18 protein-coding genes are annotated in these 18,791 nt (G+C 36.7%); 7 read left to right on the top strand and 11 right to left on the bottom strand.

What is annotated here, in order from left to right:
- Positions 1-38: 38 nt before the first annotated feature.
- Complete coding sequence (locus PMI_RS08330; protein WP_012368080.1) at positions 39-617, bottom strand: HdeD family acid-resistance protein; 579 nt, start codon at positions 615-617, stop codon at positions 39-41.
- 186 nt (positions 618-803) lie between these two features.
- Here PMI_RS08330 and PMI_RS08325 point away from each other — a divergent pair, with 186 nt between their 5' ends.
- Entirely contained in the window at positions 804-1,661 is an 858-nt protein-coding gene (locus PMI_RS08325; RefSeq protein WP_012368079.1) for a D-amino-acid transaminase, read from the top strand.
- Between the two features lie 62 nt (positions 1,662-1,723).
- Here the strand turns inward: PMI_RS08325 and PMI_RS08320 are convergent, their stop codons facing one another.
- The gene (locus tag PMI_RS08320; RefSeq protein ID WP_004250737.1) at positions 1,724-2,284 is read right to left on the bottom strand and encodes a helix-turn-helix domain-containing protein; all 561 of its coding nucleotides are present in this window, start codon (positions 2,282-2,284) and stop codon (positions 1,724-1,726) included.
- A gap of 84 nt (positions 2,285-2,368) precedes the next feature.
- Between PMI_RS08320 and PMI_RS08315 the strand changes: the two genes are divergently transcribed.
- Positions 2,369-3,031 (top strand): AzlC family ABC transporter permease, encoded by a 663-nt coding sequence (locus PMI_RS08315; protein WP_012368078.1) that lies wholly within the window; start codon positions 2,369-2,371, stop codon positions 3,029-3,031.
- Complete coding sequence (locus PMI_RS08310) at positions 3,028-3,357, top strand: AzlD domain-containing protein (RefSeq protein WP_004250741.1); 330 nt, start codon at positions 3,028-3,030, stop codon at positions 3,355-3,357. Before PMI_RS08315 ends, PMI_RS08310 begins: the two co-directional genes overlap by 4 nt.
- Positions 3,358-3,413: 56 nt before the next feature.
- Here PMI_RS08310 and PMI_RS08305 read toward each other — a convergent pair whose 3' ends face one another.
- Positions 3,414-4,817, bottom strand: a complete 1,404-nt coding sequence (locus PMI_RS08305) for an ATP-binding protein (RefSeq protein ID WP_012368077.1) — start codon at positions 4,815-4,817, stop codon at positions 3,414-3,416.
- The gene (locus PMI_RS08300) at positions 4,818-5,483 is read right to left on the bottom strand and encodes a response regulator (protein WP_004243597.1); all 666 of its coding nucleotides are present in this window, start codon (positions 5,481-5,483) and stop codon (positions 4,818-4,820) included.
- A 983-nt stretch (positions 5,484-6,466) separates the two neighbouring features.
- Here PMI_RS08300 and PMI_RS08295 point away from each other — a divergent pair.
- From PMI_RS08295 to PMI_RS08280, 4 genes are all read left to right on the top strand, one after another.
- Positions 6,467-6,733 carry a DUF2798 domain-containing protein gene (locus PMI_RS08295; protein ID WP_012368076.1) on the top strand — a complete coding sequence of 89 codons (267 nt, stop codon included), beginning with the start codon at positions 6,467-6,469 and terminating at the stop codon, positions 6,731-6,733.
- Positions 6,734-7,001: 268 nt separating this feature from the next.
- The gene (locus PMI_RS08290) at positions 7,002-8,093 is read left to right on the top strand and encodes an NADH:flavin oxidoreductase/NADH oxidase (protein ID WP_012368075.1); all 1,092 of its coding nucleotides are present in this window, start codon (positions 7,002-7,004) and stop codon (positions 8,091-8,093) included.
- 268 nt (positions 8,094-8,361) lie between these two features.
- A complete protein-coding gene (locus PMI_RS08285) occupies positions 8,362-9,000 on the top strand; it encodes a CatB-related O-acetyltransferase (RefSeq protein WP_004250749.1) in 639 nt (212 codons plus the stop codon).
- Between the two features lie 153 nt (positions 9,001-9,153).
- On the top strand, positions 9,154-9,471 hold the full coding sequence (locus PMI_RS08280; RefSeq protein WP_004243593.1) for a hypothetical protein: 318 nt from the start codon (positions 9,154-9,156) through the stop codon (positions 9,469-9,471).
- A gap of 229 nt (positions 9,472-9,700) precedes the next feature.
- Here PMI_RS08280 and PMI_RS08275 read toward each other — a convergent pair whose 3' ends face one another.
- The 7 genes from PMI_RS08275 to ttrS all read right to left on the bottom strand — a co-directional run bounded on the left by PMI_RS08275 (position 9,701) and on the right by ttrS (position 18,634).
- Positions 9,701-10,123: an acyl-CoA thioesterase gene (locus PMI_RS08275; protein ID WP_012368074.1), complete on the bottom strand. Its 423-nt coding sequence runs from the start codon at positions 10,121-10,123 to the stop codon at positions 9,701-9,703.
- 100 nt (positions 10,124-10,223) lie between these two features.
- Positions 10,224-11,003 (bottom strand): PhzF family phenazine biosynthesis protein, encoded by a 780-nt coding sequence (locus PMI_RS08270; RefSeq protein WP_012368073.1) that lies wholly within the window; start codon positions 11,001-11,003, stop codon positions 10,224-10,226.
- Between the two features lie 789 nt (positions 11,004-11,792).
- On the bottom strand, positions 11,793-13,328 hold the full coding sequence (locus PMI_RS08260; protein WP_004250754.1) for a peptide MFS transporter: 1,536 nt from the start codon (positions 13,326-13,328) through the stop codon (positions 11,793-11,795).
- A gap of 420 nt (positions 13,329-13,748) precedes the next feature.
- The gene (mdtG, locus tag PMI_RS08255) at positions 13,749-14,957 is read right to left on the bottom strand and encodes a multidrug efflux MFS transporter MdtG (protein ID WP_012368071.1); all 1,209 of its coding nucleotides are present in this window, start codon (positions 14,955-14,957) and stop codon (positions 13,749-13,751) included.
- A gap of 284 nt (positions 14,958-15,241) precedes the next feature.
- Positions 15,242-16,183 carry a Kdo(2)-lipid IV(A) acyltransferase gene (locus PMI_RS08250; protein ID WP_004243585.1) on the bottom strand — a complete coding sequence of 314 codons (942 nt, stop codon included), beginning with the start codon at positions 16,181-16,183 and terminating at the stop codon, positions 15,242-15,244.
- 74 nt (positions 16,184-16,257) lie between these two features.
- Positions 16,258-16,860, bottom strand: a complete 603-nt coding sequence (gene ttrR / locus PMI_RS08245) for a tetrathionate respiration response regulator TtrR (RefSeq protein WP_012368070.1) — start codon at positions 16,858-16,860, stop codon at positions 16,258-16,260.
- 10 nt (positions 16,861-16,870) lie between these two features.
- Positions 16,871-18,634 carry a tetrathionate respiration histidine kinase TtrS gene (gene ttrS, locus PMI_RS08240; RefSeq protein WP_012368069.1) on the bottom strand — a complete coding sequence of 588 codons (1,764 nt, stop codon included), beginning with the start codon at positions 18,632-18,634 and terminating at the stop codon, positions 16,871-16,873.
- Between the last annotated feature and the right edge of the window lie 157 nt (positions 18,635-18,791).

Raw genomic sequence — 18,791 nt, 5'->3', positions numbered from 1 at the left:
GCTCTAAATTTAAATAACAAATTAAACGTAAGACATCATTAACGAGTCATCCGCTTGATGGCACTGGCTATTGATAGAATAGTAATAGAACTTAAAATAAGTTGTATACCAATCAATGCCATCACCAGTGTTATAGAAGTTTCAGGGCCAAAAGCTAGTAAGAAATAGGCTAAAACAAGATCTAAAAAGCCCACTAGAATATTAAACCAGCCATAAAAACTATCTTTAATTTGCTTAAAGCCGAGTACTAAGCGGAGTATTCCGGCAAAGATAAATAAATAACCGATAATAAATGCAAGACTTAACATGCCGTTTAGTGGATCGGTAATAAAAATATAGCCTAAAAATAGATAGATAAAACCAGCAAGTAAAGTAATTAACATCGACCAACCAGAAGAGATCCGGCTATTAAAGGCCGCCATTATGCTGGTTATTGCACAAGCAAAAAAAACGATACCGAGGAAAACGCTGACCACAACCCCTGAAGAAAAAGGGTTAATAATACAGATAATACCCGCAAGTAATCCCAGCACGGCAATGATACTCATTAAAGTACACTGCTTTTTAACGAGTTTCTCTGTTAGCTGAGATAAATTATTTTTATTAATGTCTAACATAACAACCTCTTAATTTGTAATCCTTATCGCAAATTATAGCAATTTTTAGCTATATAACAGGAATTCTTTAAAGAAAAAGGCCATTAAAGATTTGTATTAGAAAGTCAGTAGCATTTGAAATAGTAATGTGAAAGAGTAGTGTGGTGAAAAGTTATCAAGGTTAATACAATTTATCACGGAGGTAAAATGTCTGAGATTGTGTATTTAAATAACCAATTTGTACCTAAAGAACAAGCTAATATCTCTGTTTTTGATCGAGGTTTCTTATTTGCTGATGCCGTTTACGAAGTTACTGCCGTTATTAACGGGCAATTAATTGATTTTGAAGGGCATTTTCAACGTTTACAGCGCTCTTGTAAAGCATTATCAATGCCTTTTTCACTAACAAAAGAGCAATTAAAAGAGATCCACAGGCAATTAATTGATAAGAACCATCTACATGAAGGACTTATCTATTTACAAGTTACTCGTGGCGCCGATTCATCACGTTTTTTTGATTTTCCGTCTTCATTAGTCGCCCCTACACTCGTGCTATTTGTTCAACACTCAACGGTGGTAAATCATCCTAATGCAAGCAAAGGGATTTCTGTCGTAAGTGTTGAAGATATTCGTTGGCAACGCTGTGATATTAAAACGGTGGCATTACTTGCTGCTTGTTTAGCAAAACATCATGCGCATCAGCAAGGTGCTGATGATGCTATTTTTATCAAAGAGGGTTATATCACCGAAGGGAGTTCAAGTAATTTCTTTATTGTTAATCAGCAAGATGAAATTATCACTCGTCCATTAAGCCAAGATATTTTACCGGGGATCACGCGACAAGCGATTATTCAGTTAGCCAAAGAACAAAAACTCACCATCATTGAGCGTTTATTTACACTTGAAGAAGCGAAACAAGCCAAAGAGGCTTTTATTAGTTCAGCGACCACTTTAATTTGGCCGGTGATCTCCATTGATAATGAAAAAATAAATCAAGGTAAGGTAGGGGCGTTATCACAACGCTTAAGAGAAATTTATCTTGAGAAAGCTGGTGTTAAACCATAGTGAATTGTTATTGCACTGATTTTGACGTTATCCGAAAAATCAGTGCGATAATACCATTGTCACTAATTGTGATGTTCAATGATCATGACAGCGGTAGTGTCTGGCTCTAATGCACGTAGCACATGAGTAACGTCACCAGGGTAACAAATATAGTCACCGGGAGATAACTCTTGTTGATTATCTAAAGTACCGACAATGGCACGACCGCTAATTATAAGAATATGTTCTGTGACATTTTTACTATGAGGATCTGATACTCTATCTTTACCCGGCTGAGCAATAACCGTATAAATATCGCGCTTAGCGCCATTGGGGCAAGATGACAATAAAAAGGCATGGTAATAGGCCTTTTCTGCACTAATTTTAAATCCATCACCTTTGCGGATCACTTTAACTTCTGGTTTAGGTGAGGAAATCAGTTGTGAAAACGGAATATTGAGTGCGACGCAAATAGCCCATAAGGTTTCGATACTTGGATTACCTTGTCCCGCTTCTAATTGGGATAACGTTGACTTGGCGATCCCTGCTCGCCTTGCGATTTCTGCAAGTGAAAGACCTGCTTTTTTTCTTTCTCTAGCAATGGATTGAGAAATAATTTCAATGGGTGCCGAAGGTGATGACATTATAGTTTCCTTCAAAAATCAGCTTGCAAAAAAATATGTCGTTCAACATAATGAACAAATCGTTCAATAAATAATACGTTTTTTATGCATATTAACAGTCGTCTAGATAATAACGTACTTAGAGATATTCTGCTTGTTTCATTAGCGGATGGGATCGTTGGAATATCTTATGGTGCTTTAGCTCATACTCAAGGTTTCGATTTTTGGGTACCTCTTTCGTTATCGATTTTTGTTTTAGCAGGGGCTTCTGAATTTCTATTTATCGGAGTGGTTGCGATGGGAGGAAGCGCCATCTATGCGGCACTCGCTGGTTTAATGGTCAATGCAAGGCACATCCCTTTTAGTATGGCGGTGAAAGAGTTACCCGGAAAAGGGATTAAATCACTATTAGGCTTTCATGTATTAAATGATGAAAGTGTGGTTTTTGGGTTATCTCAATCGACTGCTGAGCAAAATAGATTAGCATTTTGGGCTTGTGGATTAGGCATTTTACTGATGTGGCCGTTAGGTACTATGCTAGGTGTTTATTTAGGCTCTTTTATTGTTGATATAAAAATGCTTGGTTTAGATGCGATGTTCCCAGCGATTATTTTGGCACTGAGTTTACCGGCATTGAAAAATAAATTAACACGAAAAGCCGCTATTATTGGTAGTGTGATTGCCTTAGCAACGACACTGTTTCTCCCTGCGGGAATACCAGTTTTATTATCCTTGTTAGGCGTTTTATTTGTGGTGAGAAAAATATGATCTCAACAACTTCACTTATCGCAGGTATCGCTATTTTAGCCGTAGGAACTTATGCCATGCGCATCTCCGGTATCTTATTAAATAATAAAACGGGGATGTCTGAGCGGGTCAAAGAAATGTTTTCACTTTCGGCAATTGTGATCTTATTTTCGGTTGCAATGACATCTACTTTTTTTGATGGTGACCAACTCGCTGATATTGCCAAGATTATTGGTGTGGGTGTTGCGGGCGTTTTAACCTGGAAAAAGAAACCTTTTATTTTGGTGGTATTAAGTGCTGCTATTATTACCGCGATGCTACGTTGGATAGCCACTTTGTGGGGATAAGCATAACTAATAGTTTTAACTAAAATTATAGGAGGCAAAGGCCTCCTACAATATATTTACTCGTTATCTAGTGGTTTAATTTTTAACGGTAAGGTAATAATAAAACCAATACCTTTATTGTGTAGCCCTTCAGTAATGGAAATGGTTGCTTGAATTTTTTCAGCGAGATTTTGTGCAATAGATAAGCCTAAACCACTGCCCGTCCCTTGTGATCCCGGAACACGATAAAAACGGGAAAATAGTGAGCTAATATACTCAGGTGCAATTCCTGGTCCATTATCACGCAGAATAATATTGAGATGATGGGTATCTTTATGTTCAATAGTCACTTCGACTTGACTATTATTGGGGCAATATTTGATTGCATTATCCAATAAGTTATTAAAAATAGACAGCAGTGCTTGTTTATCTGTTTCTATTTTAAGTGACATACCTTCATTTAAAGATAGCTCAATATTTTTTGTTAAGGCATAAGGCACGCGCTGAGCAATAGCATTACCAATAATATTATAAACATCAAAGGGTTCTATTTTTATAGGGAAATCGTCACACTCTAATCTTGCTAAATCAATAAGCTGGTGGGAAAGTGCGGCGGCTCTATCCAGAGATTGTTTCATATCTTCAATAATTTCTTCTCGCTCCTGCTTTTCATCGACTAAAGAGAGAATGTGTAATTGGGCAATCACTGCGGCAATCGGGGTTCTTAGCTCATGAGCCGCATCAGCCATAAATTGTTTTTCTCTAATATTAGCCGCATCTATTCTTGCCATTAATTGGTTAAGCTCTTTAAAGATAGGGCGGATCTCTTTAAATTGTTGTCCGACATTAATTGGCGTTAAATTACGAGGTTTTCGATTAGAAATCAGCTCTGCGGCTTGTCTTAAAGGGCGCAAACTAAAATAAGCAGTAATTAAGATAGCCAAGATCACTGTCGCTAAAATAAATAGGAAGGGCACAAAAGTACCGGAAATAGGGTTACCAATGACATGTCCTCTATCTTCGACGGATTCACCAATAAAAACTTTAATTTTATGTTGTTTTCCCCAACTATAAGATAAATACCATTTCTCCCCAGCCACAGAGATTTTTTCAGAGGCAAGCGATAGTACCCGTTTAGGCAGAGAAAGTTCCGGTCTATTGGTATAAATCAGATCATTATCTTTATTTAAGACAATAAACCAAGGTAAATAGTGTAAATCATCATCTTCACCATTAAGCATGGTATCGATATACATGTTTTGTAAATGGTGAGCTATCTGTTTTACTGTCTCGGGTTGAGAGGAAACCGTTTCGAGTGTATTGGCAAATCCTTCAGCAATAATTTCTTGTTGCTTATTGTAGATAGTTTCAAAGTCAGCAAGATAATCAAATTCTATCCAAGCTAACCAAACGCCCCATAGCATCACGATAGATATCGTTTGTAGAAAGATAGTATAAATAAAGAAAGAGCGGATCTTCATTTAGTTCACTTCTTTTTTTAAGAGATAACCGATACCGCGAACCGTAATAATACGCTCTTTGCCTATTTTACGGCGTAAGTTGTGCATATGAACTTCAAGTGAGTTACTTTCAATTTTGTCATCTAAGCCAAATAAGCGTTGTTCTAAATCAGATTTACGTACTACATTATCTGTATTGCGCATCAGCTCATATAATAACTGGTACTCTTTACCTGATAATAACAATAGTTCACCATTTAAAGTGACTTGATGATTCGAGGGATTAAGCTGTAAATCACCAATAGACCAAATCTGTGAAGAGAAACCGGCCATACGGCGACTTACGGCTTTTACACGAGAAATTAATTCAGGCATAGCAAAAGGTTTTGGTAAGAAATCGTCGGCACCTGAATCTAATGTTTGTACTAAGTTATCTATTTGAGTACGAGCCGTCAAAATAATAATGGGTATTTTTTCACCACTTTTTCTTAGTGCGATAAGCTCATCTTGACCATCACCATCAGGAAGACCTAGATCAAGCAACATTAAATCAAAGGCTTTTTGGTTTAATTGAACACGTGCATCCGCAAGCAATCTTACCCAGCAGGGCTGAAAACCAGCAATTTCTAAACCACGACAGAGCGCCTTTCCCAATTGCAGATCGTCTTCAACTAATAAAATATTCATAATAACACCTATCAAAATATGCTTTAAGAAAGTATAAAAGGCAAATAAAGTTTGAGCAATATAATAAAAGATAAAGCTAAGTGTGATTAATCAACTCTTAATATTAGATAATATATTATTAAATATGTATTTTTACTGAAAGTAAGGTGTTTAATTAATAAAATAATCACTTTCTACATAAATCTTTTGTAGAGGTGATAAATAAATACTTGCTTTTATGATGATGATGACATTTATTGATGAACTGTATTGTTTTAAATTTCAATATAACCAAAGAGTTAACTCATAGAAAGTAATGCATTAACGTAAATTGATAATATTAATTCTATTAATAATAGAAAATAAAGGCATTAATTATAAATAAGCAGATAATAAATATGTTGTATGAAAATGGATAATATCGAAAATATAATTTTATCATATTGAATATGAGATAAGAGGCGATCTTTTCTTACTATTAGATAAAAAACAATATAGTAAGATAAGTGTGTTGTATCAGAGTTAATTAATTTATTTACCCTATACATTTCAATATTCTAAATAAAATTATGCAATTTAATTGGAATAAACACTGTTATTAAAAGGAATTAATATGCAATTAGATGATCACTTTTAATATTAATTAAATCGTTCTGTGTCAGAAATGCTCCCCTCCTCAGGGAGCATTTCACCGATAAAATGTATTGGGTAAAAAATTAACTCAAAATATGAGTAATAATGTTTTACCCTTGGTGTAGTTCTGTTGAAAGATAAAGATTCACTTAAGTTATTCATGAGTTCTATTGTTTTTATCAAATGATAATGATAATAGTTTACTTGACAAAAATACTTTCATTTATATACTAGCATCGGTCTAGTCTACAAGACTCGTAAGCGTTTACGTTAATCAACGCATATAACTTAATTTTTTTACCTTTATGGGTATTCGCCTGTTGTATTGGCGGTTATATGCCGTAGTACACGTTTCTATTGGGGTCTTTTCTATGTTTTTTCAAGATAAAAATAATATTTTGGGTATACCTAAATTGCCACCAAGAGCCATGATTTTTCTGGTTCCGTTTTTCCTATCTTTTGTGATGTGTGGCATTGTTTCTTTTATTAGTACAGCAAAAACAATGGGCTTAAATAGCCTTATGTTTGCACCTTGGTTCTCTTCATGGGGGGTATCTTGGATGATTGCGTTTCCAACCGTTTTATTCGTTTTACCCTTTGCAAGAAAGCTATCACTCTTATTAGTAAAACCACATTAATATTTCATATCCTATAATGCGTTATAACCTAATATGGCATCTAATACCGCTATTTTATTAGATGTTGTATTAGGATCAGCCATTGAAGTCTGTTTTTCTTAGCACACTGTGAGATAGGTTATCGCGTTATGTCATTTAATGCGTTAGCCTTATTAAGTTATAGTGATGGTTTATTTAAAACTAGATAGAGGGCAAATAATTATTTTTAATCGTAACCATAAGATAAAAATGATTTTTGTCTCATTGCTTATATAGCAGGAGGCTTTGCATGAGTTTGTTATTTACGCCTAATAAATTAGGACCTCATCAATTAGACAACCGTATTATTGTTGCACCAATGTGCCAATATTCTGCGCAAGATGGAATACCCACATCTTGGCATACAATGCACTATGGGCAATTAGCATTATCAGGTGCCGCTTTAGTGATTATAGAAGCGACGGCGGTAGAGCCTCGAGGTAGAATTAGTTATAAAGATCTCGGATTATGGTCTGAGGAACATGGTCGCGCATTAAAACAGCTTATTAGCGATATAAAACAGCATACTAATGCTAAAATAGGTATACAGTTGGCTCATGCGGGGCGAAAAGCATCAACATCCTTGCCATGGGAAGGTGGAAAATCATTGGCTCCTGATGATGAGAATGGCTGGCAAAAAGTAGCACCTTCTAGTATTGCTTTTGGTCAATATCATCAGCCTCAAGCATTAACAATTGATGAGATTGAAAAGATAAAAAACGCATTTGTTGAAGCAGCTAAAAGAGCTGAGTCAGCAGGTATTGATGTTATTGAGATACATGGTGCTCATGGTTATTTACTGCATGAATTCTTATCACCATTATCAAACCATCGCACCGATCAGTATGGCGGTGATTTTAATAATCGTAGCCGCTTGTTAATTGATGTTTTTACTGCAGTCAAAAAAGCAGTCTCTGACAAAATGTGTGTGGGAGTAAGAATATCGGCGACTGATTGGGTTGAGGGAGGATGGGATCTGGAAAGTTCTATCGCATTAACTCAACATCTTGAAGATCTCGGTTGCCACTATATTCATGTTTCTTCCGGTGGCTTATCAGACAAACAAGCCATCAAGCTAGGACCTAATTATCAGGTTCCTTTTGCTCAAGCCATCTATAATGAAACACAATTACCCGTGATTGCGGTTGGGTTAATTACAGAGCCAGAGCAAGCAGAAGCTATTTTACTGACTGAACAAGCTGATTTTATCGCATTAGGCAGAGGAATACTTTATGATCCTCGTTGGCCTTGGCATGCGGCTGAAAAATTAAAGCAGACCATTAAAGTCGCTCCGCAATATTTGCGTTGTGCGCCACATGGTAGTAAAGATTTTTTTAAATAGCATAGTTGATAGCTAGAAGATAATGTATTTTTAAAACCACAGAGTTGCTGGAAAAATAGTTAACAAGTTGCAACTTTGTGGTTTTTCTATGTCACATTATTATAGATATTCATAATAATGGTGAAGGAGTGTAAGGAATGGATAAGGTTCAAAATCCGTTATTGTTACAACCACGGATTGCTTAGTCATGATGTGTTTTGGAATGCGGACACATCATCAAAGAATACAGCATTCTTTGATGGCTCATTAATTTATAGCGAGTCATAGTATGAACACGAAACATTGGTCACGTGTCGAATATTTACACGAAACAGTAAAAAATAAGAATATTATTATTAAAGGTCAGCATAGCTATTACAGTGATTGTTGGGATAATGGCTTTGAAGCATCTGTAGTGCGTTACCTTTATGGCGATGAATTTAGCCTTCAGTGGGAACCTTTATGGGAAATCGATAAATTATATATCGGTGACTATGTTTGTATTGGTGCTGAAGCGGTTATTTTGATGGGGGGCAATCATACTCATCGTATGGATTGGTTTTCTCTTTATCCATTTTTAGACAATATTAAAGAAGCCTATATTGGTAAAGGTGATACTTATATTCACGATGGTGTATGGATAGGTATGCGGGCAATGATTATGCCTGGCGTTACTATTGGTGAAGGGGCTATTATCGCAGCAAATAGTGTAGTGACAAAAGATGTTGCTCCTTATAGTATCGTTGGTGGAATACCGGCTAAGCATGTTAAATACCGCTTTGAACCAAAAGTGATAGAGCAACTTTTATCTTTAAATATTTATAGTTGGTCAGAGAAAAAGTTTGCCGCATTAAAACCTTATTTATGCCAAGCTTCAATTGATAAGCTGTTAACTGCTCATACGCAATATAACCAAGATATGAAATAGAACTAAAGCCTTTAATAATATTGTTATTAAAGGCTTTTTGTTGACTACCATTGTCTTATCTAATTACATATAAACGGCCTTTATATCGACAGATATTGATGGGGTGTTTACATAGCAAAAATTAATTATTATTGATATTTTTATGAGGAAGCGATGATCTATCTGCATTCTGGTGGCGGTGACTCCGCTAAACAACAAAGAGTTAATCAAGCCGCAACAGATAAAGCGCAACAAATTGCCCAAGATCAGCAATCTTTACTCTATACCATCTCCTCAGAGAGTGATTTTCCGACGACGGTTGAAAATATCGGCGCTATTTTATTAATTGAGCCCAGTATTGAATTAGCTCTAGAGGTGTGTCGGCGTTATCAATCATCAACAGAGATAGTGATGGCTGAAAGTGCAATCACGGGGGCAAAGTTGACTGTATGCCAAATTGAATTTGAAGTGATAAAAATTTGTGTTATTTAACGGCTAAAGTTGTTGCAACGTCTTTCTTGTTATCCACATTAACTGTGGATAACTCTTGCTTTACATGTGAGTAATCAATTTACCCATTGATTTTATTTGATATTTTCATGTGATTGAAAAGTATCCACAAAGATTTATCTGATCAAATAAAATCGGACGATATTAATTAACCCACAGCATAATAAAATCTGTCGTTTTTAATTTGAAGAATAAAACGACAGATTAGCGGTTATAAAAGCGATGGTTTATCGAATAAAGGGGTTGGCTTACCATGCTCATCAACGGCAACAAAATTAAATTGGCCATGGATCACTTCTTCTCGCCCTTCGGCATACATCTCTTCGAGAAAAATAGAAACATTTACCGTTAGACTGGTACGCCCGACACGTATTACCTCACCAACTAATTCAATAATAGTGCCAGAGGGAATAGGGTGATTAAAATTAATTTTCTCTGTAGAAACTGTCACTAAACGTTTACGGCAAAAGCGCGTAGCGGTAATAAAAGAGACTTCATCCATCCATGCTAATGCCGTTCCGCCAAAGAGTGTGGAGTGATGATTGGTCGTGGTTGGAAAAATAACTTTAGAGACGCGGGTGATTGAGTGTTTAATTTTATCTTGCAACTCTAGAGATAAATCCGTTGTGGACATAATAAAACCTTATCTTTCTATACAGTAGGGATGATCCTAAAGTATAAAATAGAGAAAAATGAAAGCAAAGGAGAGGAATAGATGATATTCCTCTTTAATTTTAAAAGGTTATTTCACCGGTTAAAAATAGTACAGCATCACCAGTAAGCAATAAGCGCTCTTGTTTGAGTTCACACTGTATATTGCCTCCCCTCGCGGAAACTTGTCTGGCATTTAATTTATCTTTGTTTAATTTTTTTGCCCAAATTGGAGCTAATACACAATGTGAAGTGCCAGTTACCGGATCTTCATTAACCCCTTTACGTGGTGCAAAAAAGCGTGAAATAAAATCAAAAGGCGCATGACCTTTCGCGGTCAATATTACACCGGGAAGTGGTAGTTGTGTTATAGCATTAAAGTCAGGTTGATAATCAATAACCTTGTTAGGATCAGCCACAAAGCAGGTATATCTGTCGTGAGATTGCCAAACTTCTTCAATATCTATGTTTAGTGCCGCTTCTAATGATGGTTTTATAGTTGGATTTAATGATGCAGGTACTTGAGGAAAATCGAGAGTAAAACTTGAAGAGTGACAAGATACCGTGAGCTCTCCAGACAGAGAATGGAATTTAAAGCTTGTCGCAGGTGCTTTGTTAATCGTTTTTAATACAAAAGCCGTGGCTAAAGTCGCATGTCCACATAGGGGAACTTCTACTTTAGGCGTAAACCAGCGAATATGATTGGCAACTAAAAAAGCCGTTTCAGGTAAACCAATCTCATTAGCTAATTTAAGTAGTGTGTCATCGGGTAGCCATTTATCTAACAAAATAACCGCAGCCGGATTTCCGGAAAAAGGTGTTGAAGTAAAAGCGTTAACATAATAAATGGGAAGCGTGTTCATAAAGTACCTTAATCGGAAAGAGGAAGAAGAAACAATTTAGCAGAGCAAAACAGTGATAAAAAGTGGCTGGAAGTAAAAATAAGAAGTAGGAGGTAGCAAACTCTTAGTAAACGTTAGTTCAACTCGATGAGGAAAGTTTTATCTGTACAGGGTTAATTTAATTTTCATGAAGAGCTAAGATTATTAACGAGTTTTTTTAATTTTATTTTTATATATATAATTGTCAATTTTGTTGCTAGCTTTATATTTCGGAATGAATGCCATGATCCAAATAAATATACAAATAGAACGATTAATAAGCTAATTGATATTTTACTTTGTAGTGTAAGAGTTATACTTTTACTAAAAATAAAGAAAAGAGAGAAAACTATTGTAAAGAAAGTGGTTTGTAAATTACACTTTATATTAAATTTTATATTCCTACATAAAACACTTTTTTCTATATTTCTCAATATGTTTTTTTCTTTTGTGTTTAGCATATGGCTTGTCCTATCTTATTGAATAGTCTTTAAAAGTTAAATATTTTAATTTATTTAATTAAAAGACTCCATTTTAAGCAGAACGAAAATTTTCTATTGAAGCATTATCTCGTAAATTTCGCTTCTATGATATCATTTTTTATTGTCACTTTCAGGACATAGAGCTGTGAGATCTATTTTCTTTATTTCTAATATTTGTGGTGTATGTGTATATTTCAATTTTATAAAAAAACTCCCCAAATTAGAGTAGAAGTGTCTAATTTGAGGAGCGTAGTTGAGTTATAGGGTGAAAAATGTTACCTAAAACTCATTATGCTTGCGCATTCTCTTTATCATCTGCACTTTGTAACAGTTTACGCACAGGAATAATTAATGCTGCAAGAACAACGGCACAAATAACCAATGCTATAGAGACGTGAGAGAAGAAATCAGGCATAACATCAAGTTTATCAGGACGAATATTTCCACCCATTAAACCTGCGGCTAAGTTACCTAATGCACTCGCACAGAACCATAAGCCCATAACCTGTCCACGCATTCTTGCTGGCGCTAAAATGGTCATCGTCGCAAGTCCTATAGGGCTTAAACATAATTCACCTAGGGTCAGCAATAAAATACTGGAAATTAACCATAATGGTGAAACACCACTGCCTGTTGCAAGCACGCTTTCAGAGGCGTACATCATGACGGTAAAGCCACCTGCAGCGAATAAAATACCAATCACAAATTTGCTCATGCTACTTAAATTCATATTGTTGCGTGCTAGCATTGGCCATAACCAGCTAAATACAGGGGCAAGAATAATAATAAATAGCGCATTGACTGACTGGAACCAAACCGCAGGGATCTCAAAGCCCATAAAATTTAGATCAGTATAGTCGTTAGCAAATAAGTTAAATGAGGTTGGTTTTTGTTCGAATGCAGACCAGAACAGTGCCGCTGAAACTAATAATAGGAAGCAAACAAACAGGCGAGAACGGTCACTACTACTTAATCCTGCAAATAGGAATAAATAGATAAAATAGGCGATAACACTGCCGGAGATCACATAAACCATAAAATTGGCAACAATAACCGGATTAAATGGAATAGTGCCTGAAATAATTAAACCAACAATGGCAATTAATATCACAGCAAGTGCTAATACCCATTGTCCGACATTACGACGCACAACAGTAGGGCGATCCCAACTTGAATCTAAGCCAACTTCTTTATCAAAGCGACGCATTGTCGGTACGGCATAAAAGCGGAAGATCAGTAGTGCAACTAGCATACCAATACCACCAATACCAAAGCCCCAATGCCAGCCATAATCACGGACTAAGAAGCCGGTGATCAGTGGTGCGATAAATGAGCCCATATTGATCCCCATATAAAACAAGGAGAAACCACCATCGCGGCGTGTATCATCTTTTTTATACAGGGTTCCCACCATAACAGTGACACAGGTTTTAAATAGGCCTGTACCTAATACGATAAGCAATAAGCCGATAAAAAATAGGTTCTGAGACCAAAACGCTGAAAGTGCGATAGAAAGGTGCCCTAATGCAATAAAGATAGAGCCATACCAAACCGCAAGACGTTGTCCCAACCAATTATCAGCCAGCCAACCTCCTGGCAATGATGTTAAATAAACACCACCAGCAAAAATTCCCACAATAGCAGATGCCTGCTCTCGAGGAATATCCATACCACCTTCATAAACGGTTGCAGCCATAAATAGGATTAATAATGGGCGAATACCGTAGAAAGAAAATCTCTCCCACATTTCTGTGAAGAACAGAGAGCTTAAAGGGTATGGATGGCCAAAAAAGGTTCGGCTTGATTTTGAGTGAGTAGATTGCATCTTAAATTCCCAAAAAAAACCTTTGCAGGTCGTTTGCAAGTAAAAAGAACAAAATATCAGTAGGAGGCAATACAGAATTATTTCATTCTGTTATCAATTGCCACTACATTTAATTAATATATTTTTAACACACTTTTAGTGAACTTCAGTGACTAAAAGCATATTTAATACTTTATAAACCATTTTTTAGTGCAAAAGTCGATAAAAATCTCATTTTGCAATAGTTAACCTTGCAATTTTTTGAAAAAAAAGGACAAGAAAAAGTAAAGAGGTGTAAACATGGTGTGTAAATATTTTTCTTATTAAACAATAAATTATGAAAAATAAAATAAAAAAATTAACAATTAGACCTTTAAGAGAGAAAGTGTAATTTTTTATTGAAAAAAAACTATTAACTAAATCTATTGGTGGATTTTTTGACTATTTTCTTTGCGGGGTACGAAAGCTTATCCATGAGTAAATAAGATTAAAAAATACCACCGCAGCGGTGAAATAAAAAACAGCTCTAAATCCATAATTGGCCGCAACAAACGCGCCCATTAACGGTCCAGTAACATTTCCTACATCTCGTAAGGCTTGATTATAGCTGAAAATTCGACCAGCAATTGCAGGCGTAATATTGTATAAAATAAGCGTTTGTACCGCAGGTAACATGGCAGCGTTTACCGCACCCAATAAAAAACGTAATGCGCCTAGTTCCCAATAATTACTGACGAGTGCCATCGGAATAAGCATAAAAATAGATAAACCCAATGTGAAAATAAGCACCTTATCAGGGCCTATGCGATCACCTAATTTGCCAAAACGAGGGGCACTAATTAAAGCGGCAATACCGGGAACAGATGCAATCACACCACTAATAAAGGCAAGATTACTGATAGAGCCGGCTAGATCACGGATATAAAGTGTTAAAATAGGCGTAACAGAGCCTGTTGCCACTTGGATAATCATGGTGGTGAAAAACAGGCAAATGACTAATCTTTTATTTTTGAGTGATGAAAAAACTTGCTGGGTGGATAATGCATCTTTTTTAGAAACAGGGGTAAAATTTTCGCTAACAAAAAATAGGGTCACTATAAAACAGATAAATAAAACCGCGGCTGTAATAAAGAAAACCGGACGTAAACCGTAGAGATCGGCAAGTATTCCACCAATTAATGGCCCAATTAATGCGCCACTTACTGCACCCGTAGAAAGAGTTCCTAATGCCCAACCACTTTTTTTAACGGGCACTTGTGTGGCGATAAGAGCATTAGCATTAGGCACAAAACCCCCTAATACCCCTAATAAAGCGCGTAAAATTAATAGTTGCCAAATATTTTGAGCAAAACCAATGAGTACCATGACGATCGCCATACCTAAGGCAGAACGTAATAGCATTAATTTGCGTCCTTTTCTATCTGACAATTTTCCCCAAAAAGGTGCCGCTATGGCAGAAAAGAGAAAAGTAATACTAAAAGCGACACCAGTCCATAGGTTTAAGGACTCATGATCTTTAATGCCAAGCTCTTCTACATACAATGGTAGAAAAGGCATAATCAAGCTAAAGCCGGCACCCGTTAAAAAACAACCAAACCAGACAATGTAGAGATTTTGTTTCCAAGAATTGTTGCGGGGCTTTAGGTTCATGTCACTCCTTTATCTAAGAATGTAAACGAAGCACATAAAGTGAGAATAATGGTGTTTGCGTTGTTTTTTTTATCTCAATGTTGGTTATCTATTCTTAAATAAGAATATCGCCATAATACAAAATAACAACGATAGGTAGTGCTTTATAATGTGTTTATTTGCAGGAAATAATAGTAGTGAGTATGGCTAATTTTATTATTTTAGTCTTGTATTTTAATCTTGGTTAAGAGAGTCAATCTGTTTGTCAGTGACTGTTTTTTTATTAAAACAGTCACTGATGGGGACTAGTGTACTTTCTTTATCTCATTATATAAAGAAGCTTCTCCAGGTGGGCGGGTTTTAAAACGACGGTGTAACCACATATATTGATCAGGAGCACGTAAAATTTCTTGTTCGACCACTTTATTCATTGCGATAGCGGTGTTTTCTTCACTATCGATGGGAAAATCAGCTACGGCAGGTGAAATAATCAGTTCATAACCTTTTGCTTCAGGTAAGCGCTTTGGTGTAAACGGGATCAGAGCCGGATGACTGGTTTTGACTAGAATATAGGTTCCTGTTGTTGTCGCTGCTTTATCTACGGCAAAAAGTGGGGCAAAGACACTCTTTCGTGGGCCGTAATCGTGGTCAGGGGCATACCAGAGGATCTCTCCTGCTTTTAAATTGCGGATCATACCTTTGACATCTTTTCTATCTAACATAAATTTGTTAGAACGCAAACGACCCCAAGTTTGTAACCAGTCCATAACTGGATTGTCATTAGGGCGATACACACCAATACCGGGGTTTAGCATGCCAAATATACGTGCACCTAACTCTAGAGTTAAAAAGTGTATACCAACGACAATAATACCTTGGCCAGTTTCTTGTACTTTTTGAATATTTTCTCTACCACTGATTTTAAACCAACGTTTCACACGCCAATCAGGCCAAAACCAAGCCATTCCTGTTTCAAATAGCCCCATACCTACGGATTCGAAGTTTTTATTCACTAACGCTTCACGTTCATTTTTAGGCATGTCAGGAAAACATAGCTCAAGATTACGTTCTGCTATTTGTACACGTTTTTTTAAAAAGACTTTAGATAAACGACCTAGCCGTGTACCCAACCAGTAGATAACGGGATAAGGGAGCAGAACGAGAAGATAGAGTAATCCTATCCCCAACCATGTCAGCCAATATTTGGGCTGTAAAAATGATGTTTTAAATGGAGGTGACTTTATCATAAGCCTATCTATTTACTATTTTTCCAATGAATATTCTATATTGTGACACTTTTTACCGCAGATCAGAAATTTTGTCATAAATTTGGCGCTACAATATCAATTCCTTGTAATGCGGTAACTAATTCTGCGATATTTTTAACGGCCATTTTATCCATCACTTTTGCTCGATGTACCTCAACTGTTCTGATAGAAACACAGGCAGTTTCAGCAATTTCTCGATTCATTAGGCCTTGAATAACATAATATGCAATATCTTTTTCTCTTGGTGTCAGTGAGGCATAACGGCGACGGATATCATCAGCCGTAAAGCGTGTTGCAGTTTCGGTAAAGGCGGATTTCAGTGCAGAGAGTAATGCATTGCTATCAATGGGTTTTTGTAAAAAATCAATGGCACCTTTTTTTATTTCTTCAACCGCCATCGGAATATCACCATGACCCGTTAAGAAAATCACTGCTAGCGTACTGTGTTTTTCAATTAAATATTGATGTACTTGTCTACCATCTGCTTTAGGCATTCTCATGTCTAACAGCACAACCCCTTGCTGATAAAGGTCAATATTATGGAGAAAATATTCGCTGTCATTCCAAACCTGCGCCGCATAACCTAAGCTTTCTAATAGAAATTGGCAAGCATCGGTGACGGCGAGATCGTCATCAACCAGATGAATTGTTGGCATTTTTCTTCCTCTAATTATTGTTATTGGGGAAAATAAGGGTGATTTTTAATCCAACATTATTTTGCTTATCTTTTTGATTTTCTATGTGAATATCAGCACCTTGTGAATTTAATAAGCGTTGGCAAATCACCAAACCTAAACCAAGACCTTCTGTTTTGGTGGTTTGAAAAGGGGAGAAAGGTTGTTCAAGCTGGCTATGGCTCATTCCTCCCGCATCATCTTTGATCACAATTAACAACCTATCAGGCGCTTTATGGGTGCTTATCTGTAGCACTTTAGTACCCGCCTGTAGGCTATTGGTGATCAAATTAGATAATATTTGCTCTAATAATGTTTCAGGTAAGTATAGGGTATCATGTTTATCAATCTTAGTGATCAGAGTCACTTGTGGATATTTTTCATCAATACGTAATAACCGCCAAATATGTTCAATACATTGGGCAACATTTTGTTCTGACAGTGGCACTGTATCACTATTTGCTGATTGCTTACCTACCCATAAACGTAGATTGCGAATAATATCTGCGCCACGTTGGGCTTGGTGGTCTATCTGTCGTAACGCGGGGAGTAATGGATGATTTTTGTTCTCTTTTTCTAGGCGGATCGCACTACCTTGGGCATAACTTTTGATCGCAGAAAGAGGTTGATTAAGCTCATGAGCAAAGCCTGACGCCATTTCACCTAAAATATTTAAACGCTGAGCTTGTTCTAATGCCTCTTTTTGCTCTCTTAAATGGATATGCGCTTGTTCTAATTGATGGCTACGTCTTCTGACCAAATAACTAATCCAGATTTGGTTGAAAACCAGTAAGATAATGGCACCCAATGATAATCCGATAATAAAACGGTGCTGGATAGCCCAAATTTTCGCATCTTGCCAAAGTTGTCGCTGCCTTGGGTGTTGGTTGACTTCTCGGAGTAAATTTTCCACTTGAGAATGAGAAGCGGGTGCCCCCCATTTCATGGTGTCGCTTTCATCATTGAGTAATGTTCGTGTCACTTTATCCACTAATGTGTCAGGAACAGTATCTAATGCAGCAAATGACCAATTAGGATAGAGCGGAGTACTGGTTAAACAAGAAGTATTGGTAGAATAATTTAATAATGGACGATAATCTTCTTTATTAATAAGACCTTCGTTATCCATATTTTCTAATAAGCAAACTGGGATGATCGCTGCATTAATATCGCCATCACGTAATAAGTAAAGTAACGCATCAGCCGGAAAACCACTAAAACGTAATGTAAAATCCTGCTCAGGATCAATCCCTTCTTCACGCAGTGCTTTGTAACCTAACAGATATCCACCAAAGGCATCTGGTGCAATGGCGCCAACACGCTTTCCGACTAATTCATGAATCGATGTAATTGCGCTGTCTTTGCGCACCAAAATAAGGCTACCAATCACATTTCTTGTTGTGTTATCCGGCTCATAACCCGAGCGTAAAGAGAGTAACCAACGTAGCGGATATGCACTATCAAGCTGGACAAATTGCGCTGGATTCGTCAATAGAAAATCTACTCTCTTGTCCGCCACTGCTTGCTTCATTTCTGACAAGTTAAGTGGTAACAGCAGAAAGCTATCTGTGGGTATTTGTTGATCTAAGGTATCGATAAGCGGTTGCCAATGTCTTTGGGTTGAGGCGTCGCCTCGCAACGCTAACACACCAATAGTCCACTCTTTGGCAACCGCAGAAGAAGAGAGCAGAAAAAAGAGCAGTAATAAGCTCAAACTAGCGATTTTTTTTATCCCAATTGTCTGTTTTATCGTCATAACTATCTAATGTTAAATATTGTTTTGGATCAAGTTCGCACCGAGTATGTGGTAAACCACAATAGGTGGAGGACTCAGTAATTTTTACAATGCCATAAATACTTATTTTCTATTCCCTTCGCTCAATGTGGCAGGTATTTACTGAGTGATACTGGAG

This window comes from Proteus mirabilis HI4320 (assembly GCF_000069965.1).
Lineage (GTDB): Bacteria > Pseudomonadota > Gammaproteobacteria > Enterobacterales > Enterobacteriaceae > Proteus > Proteus mirabilis.
This window is presented reverse-complemented; position numbering and strand designations above follow the sequence as displayed.

What these genes read in the sequence shown, in the direction of transcription:
- PMI_RS08330 (WP_012368080.1), bottom strand. Translation starts at nt 617, where the DNA reads ATGTTAGACATTAATAAAAATAATTTATCTCAGCTAACAGAGAAACTC.
- PMI_RS08325 (WP_012368079.1), top strand. Translation starts at nt 804, where the DNA reads ATGTCTGAGATTGTGTATTTAAATAACCAATTTGTACCTAAAGAACAA.
- PMI_RS08320 (WP_004250737.1), bottom strand. Translation starts at nt 2,284, where the DNA reads ATGTCATCACCTTCGGCACCCATTGAAATTATTTCTCAATCCATTGCT.
- PMI_RS08315 (WP_012368078.1), top strand. Translation starts at nt 2,369, where the DNA reads ATGCATATTAACAGTCGTCTAGATAATAACGTACTTAGAGATATTCTG.
- PMI_RS08310 (WP_004250741.1), top strand. Translation starts at nt 3,028, where the DNA reads ATGATCTCAACAACTTCACTTATCGCAGGTATCGCTATTTTAGCCGTA.
- PMI_RS08305 (WP_012368077.1), bottom strand. Translation starts at nt 4,817, where the DNA reads ATGAAGATCCGCTCTTTCTTTATTTATACTATCTTTCTACAAACGATA.
- PMI_RS08300 (WP_004243597.1), bottom strand. Translation starts at nt 5,483, where the DNA reads ATGAATATTTTATTAGTTGAAGACGATCTGCAATTGGGAAAGGCGCTC.
- PMI_RS08295 (WP_012368076.1), top strand. Translation starts at nt 6,467, where the DNA reads ATGTTTTTTCAAGATAAAAATAATATTTTGGGTATACCTAAATTGCCA.
- PMI_RS08290 (WP_012368075.1), top strand. Translation starts at nt 7,002, where the DNA reads ATGAGTTTGTTATTTACGCCTAATAAATTAGGACCTCATCAATTAGAC.
- PMI_RS08285 (WP_004250749.1), top strand. Translation starts at nt 8,362, where the DNA reads ATGAACACGAAACATTGGTCACGTGTCGAATATTTACACGAAACAGTA.
- PMI_RS08280 (WP_004243593.1), top strand. Translation starts at nt 9,154, where the DNA reads ATGATCTATCTGCATTCTGGTGGCGGTGACTCCGCTAAACAACAAAGA.
- PMI_RS08275 (WP_012368074.1), bottom strand. Translation starts at nt 10,123, where the DNA reads ATGTCCACAACGGATTTATCTCTAGAGTTGCAAGATAAAATTAAACAC.
- PMI_RS08270 (WP_012368073.1), bottom strand. Translation starts at nt 11,003, where the DNA reads ATGAACACGCTTCCCATTTATTATGTTAACGCTTTTACTTCAACACCT.
- PMI_RS08260 (WP_004250754.1), bottom strand. Translation starts at nt 13,328, where the DNA reads ATGCAATCTACTCACTCAAAATCAAGCCGAACCTTTTTTGGCCATCCA.
- mdtG (WP_012368071.1), bottom strand. Translation starts at nt 14,957, where the DNA reads ATGAACCTAAAGCCCCGCAACAATTCTTGGAAACAAAATCTCTACATT.
- PMI_RS08250 (WP_004243585.1), bottom strand. Translation starts at nt 16,183, where the DNA reads ATGATAAAGTCACCTCCATTTAAAACATCATTTTTACAGCCCAAATAT.
- ttrR (WP_012368070.1), bottom strand. Translation starts at nt 16,860, where the DNA reads ATGCCAACAATTCATCTGGTTGATGACGATCTCGCCGTCACCGATGCT.
- ttrS (WP_012368069.1), bottom strand. Translation starts at nt 18,634, where the DNA reads ATGACGATAAAACAGACAATTGGGATAAAAAAAATCGCTAGTTTGAGC.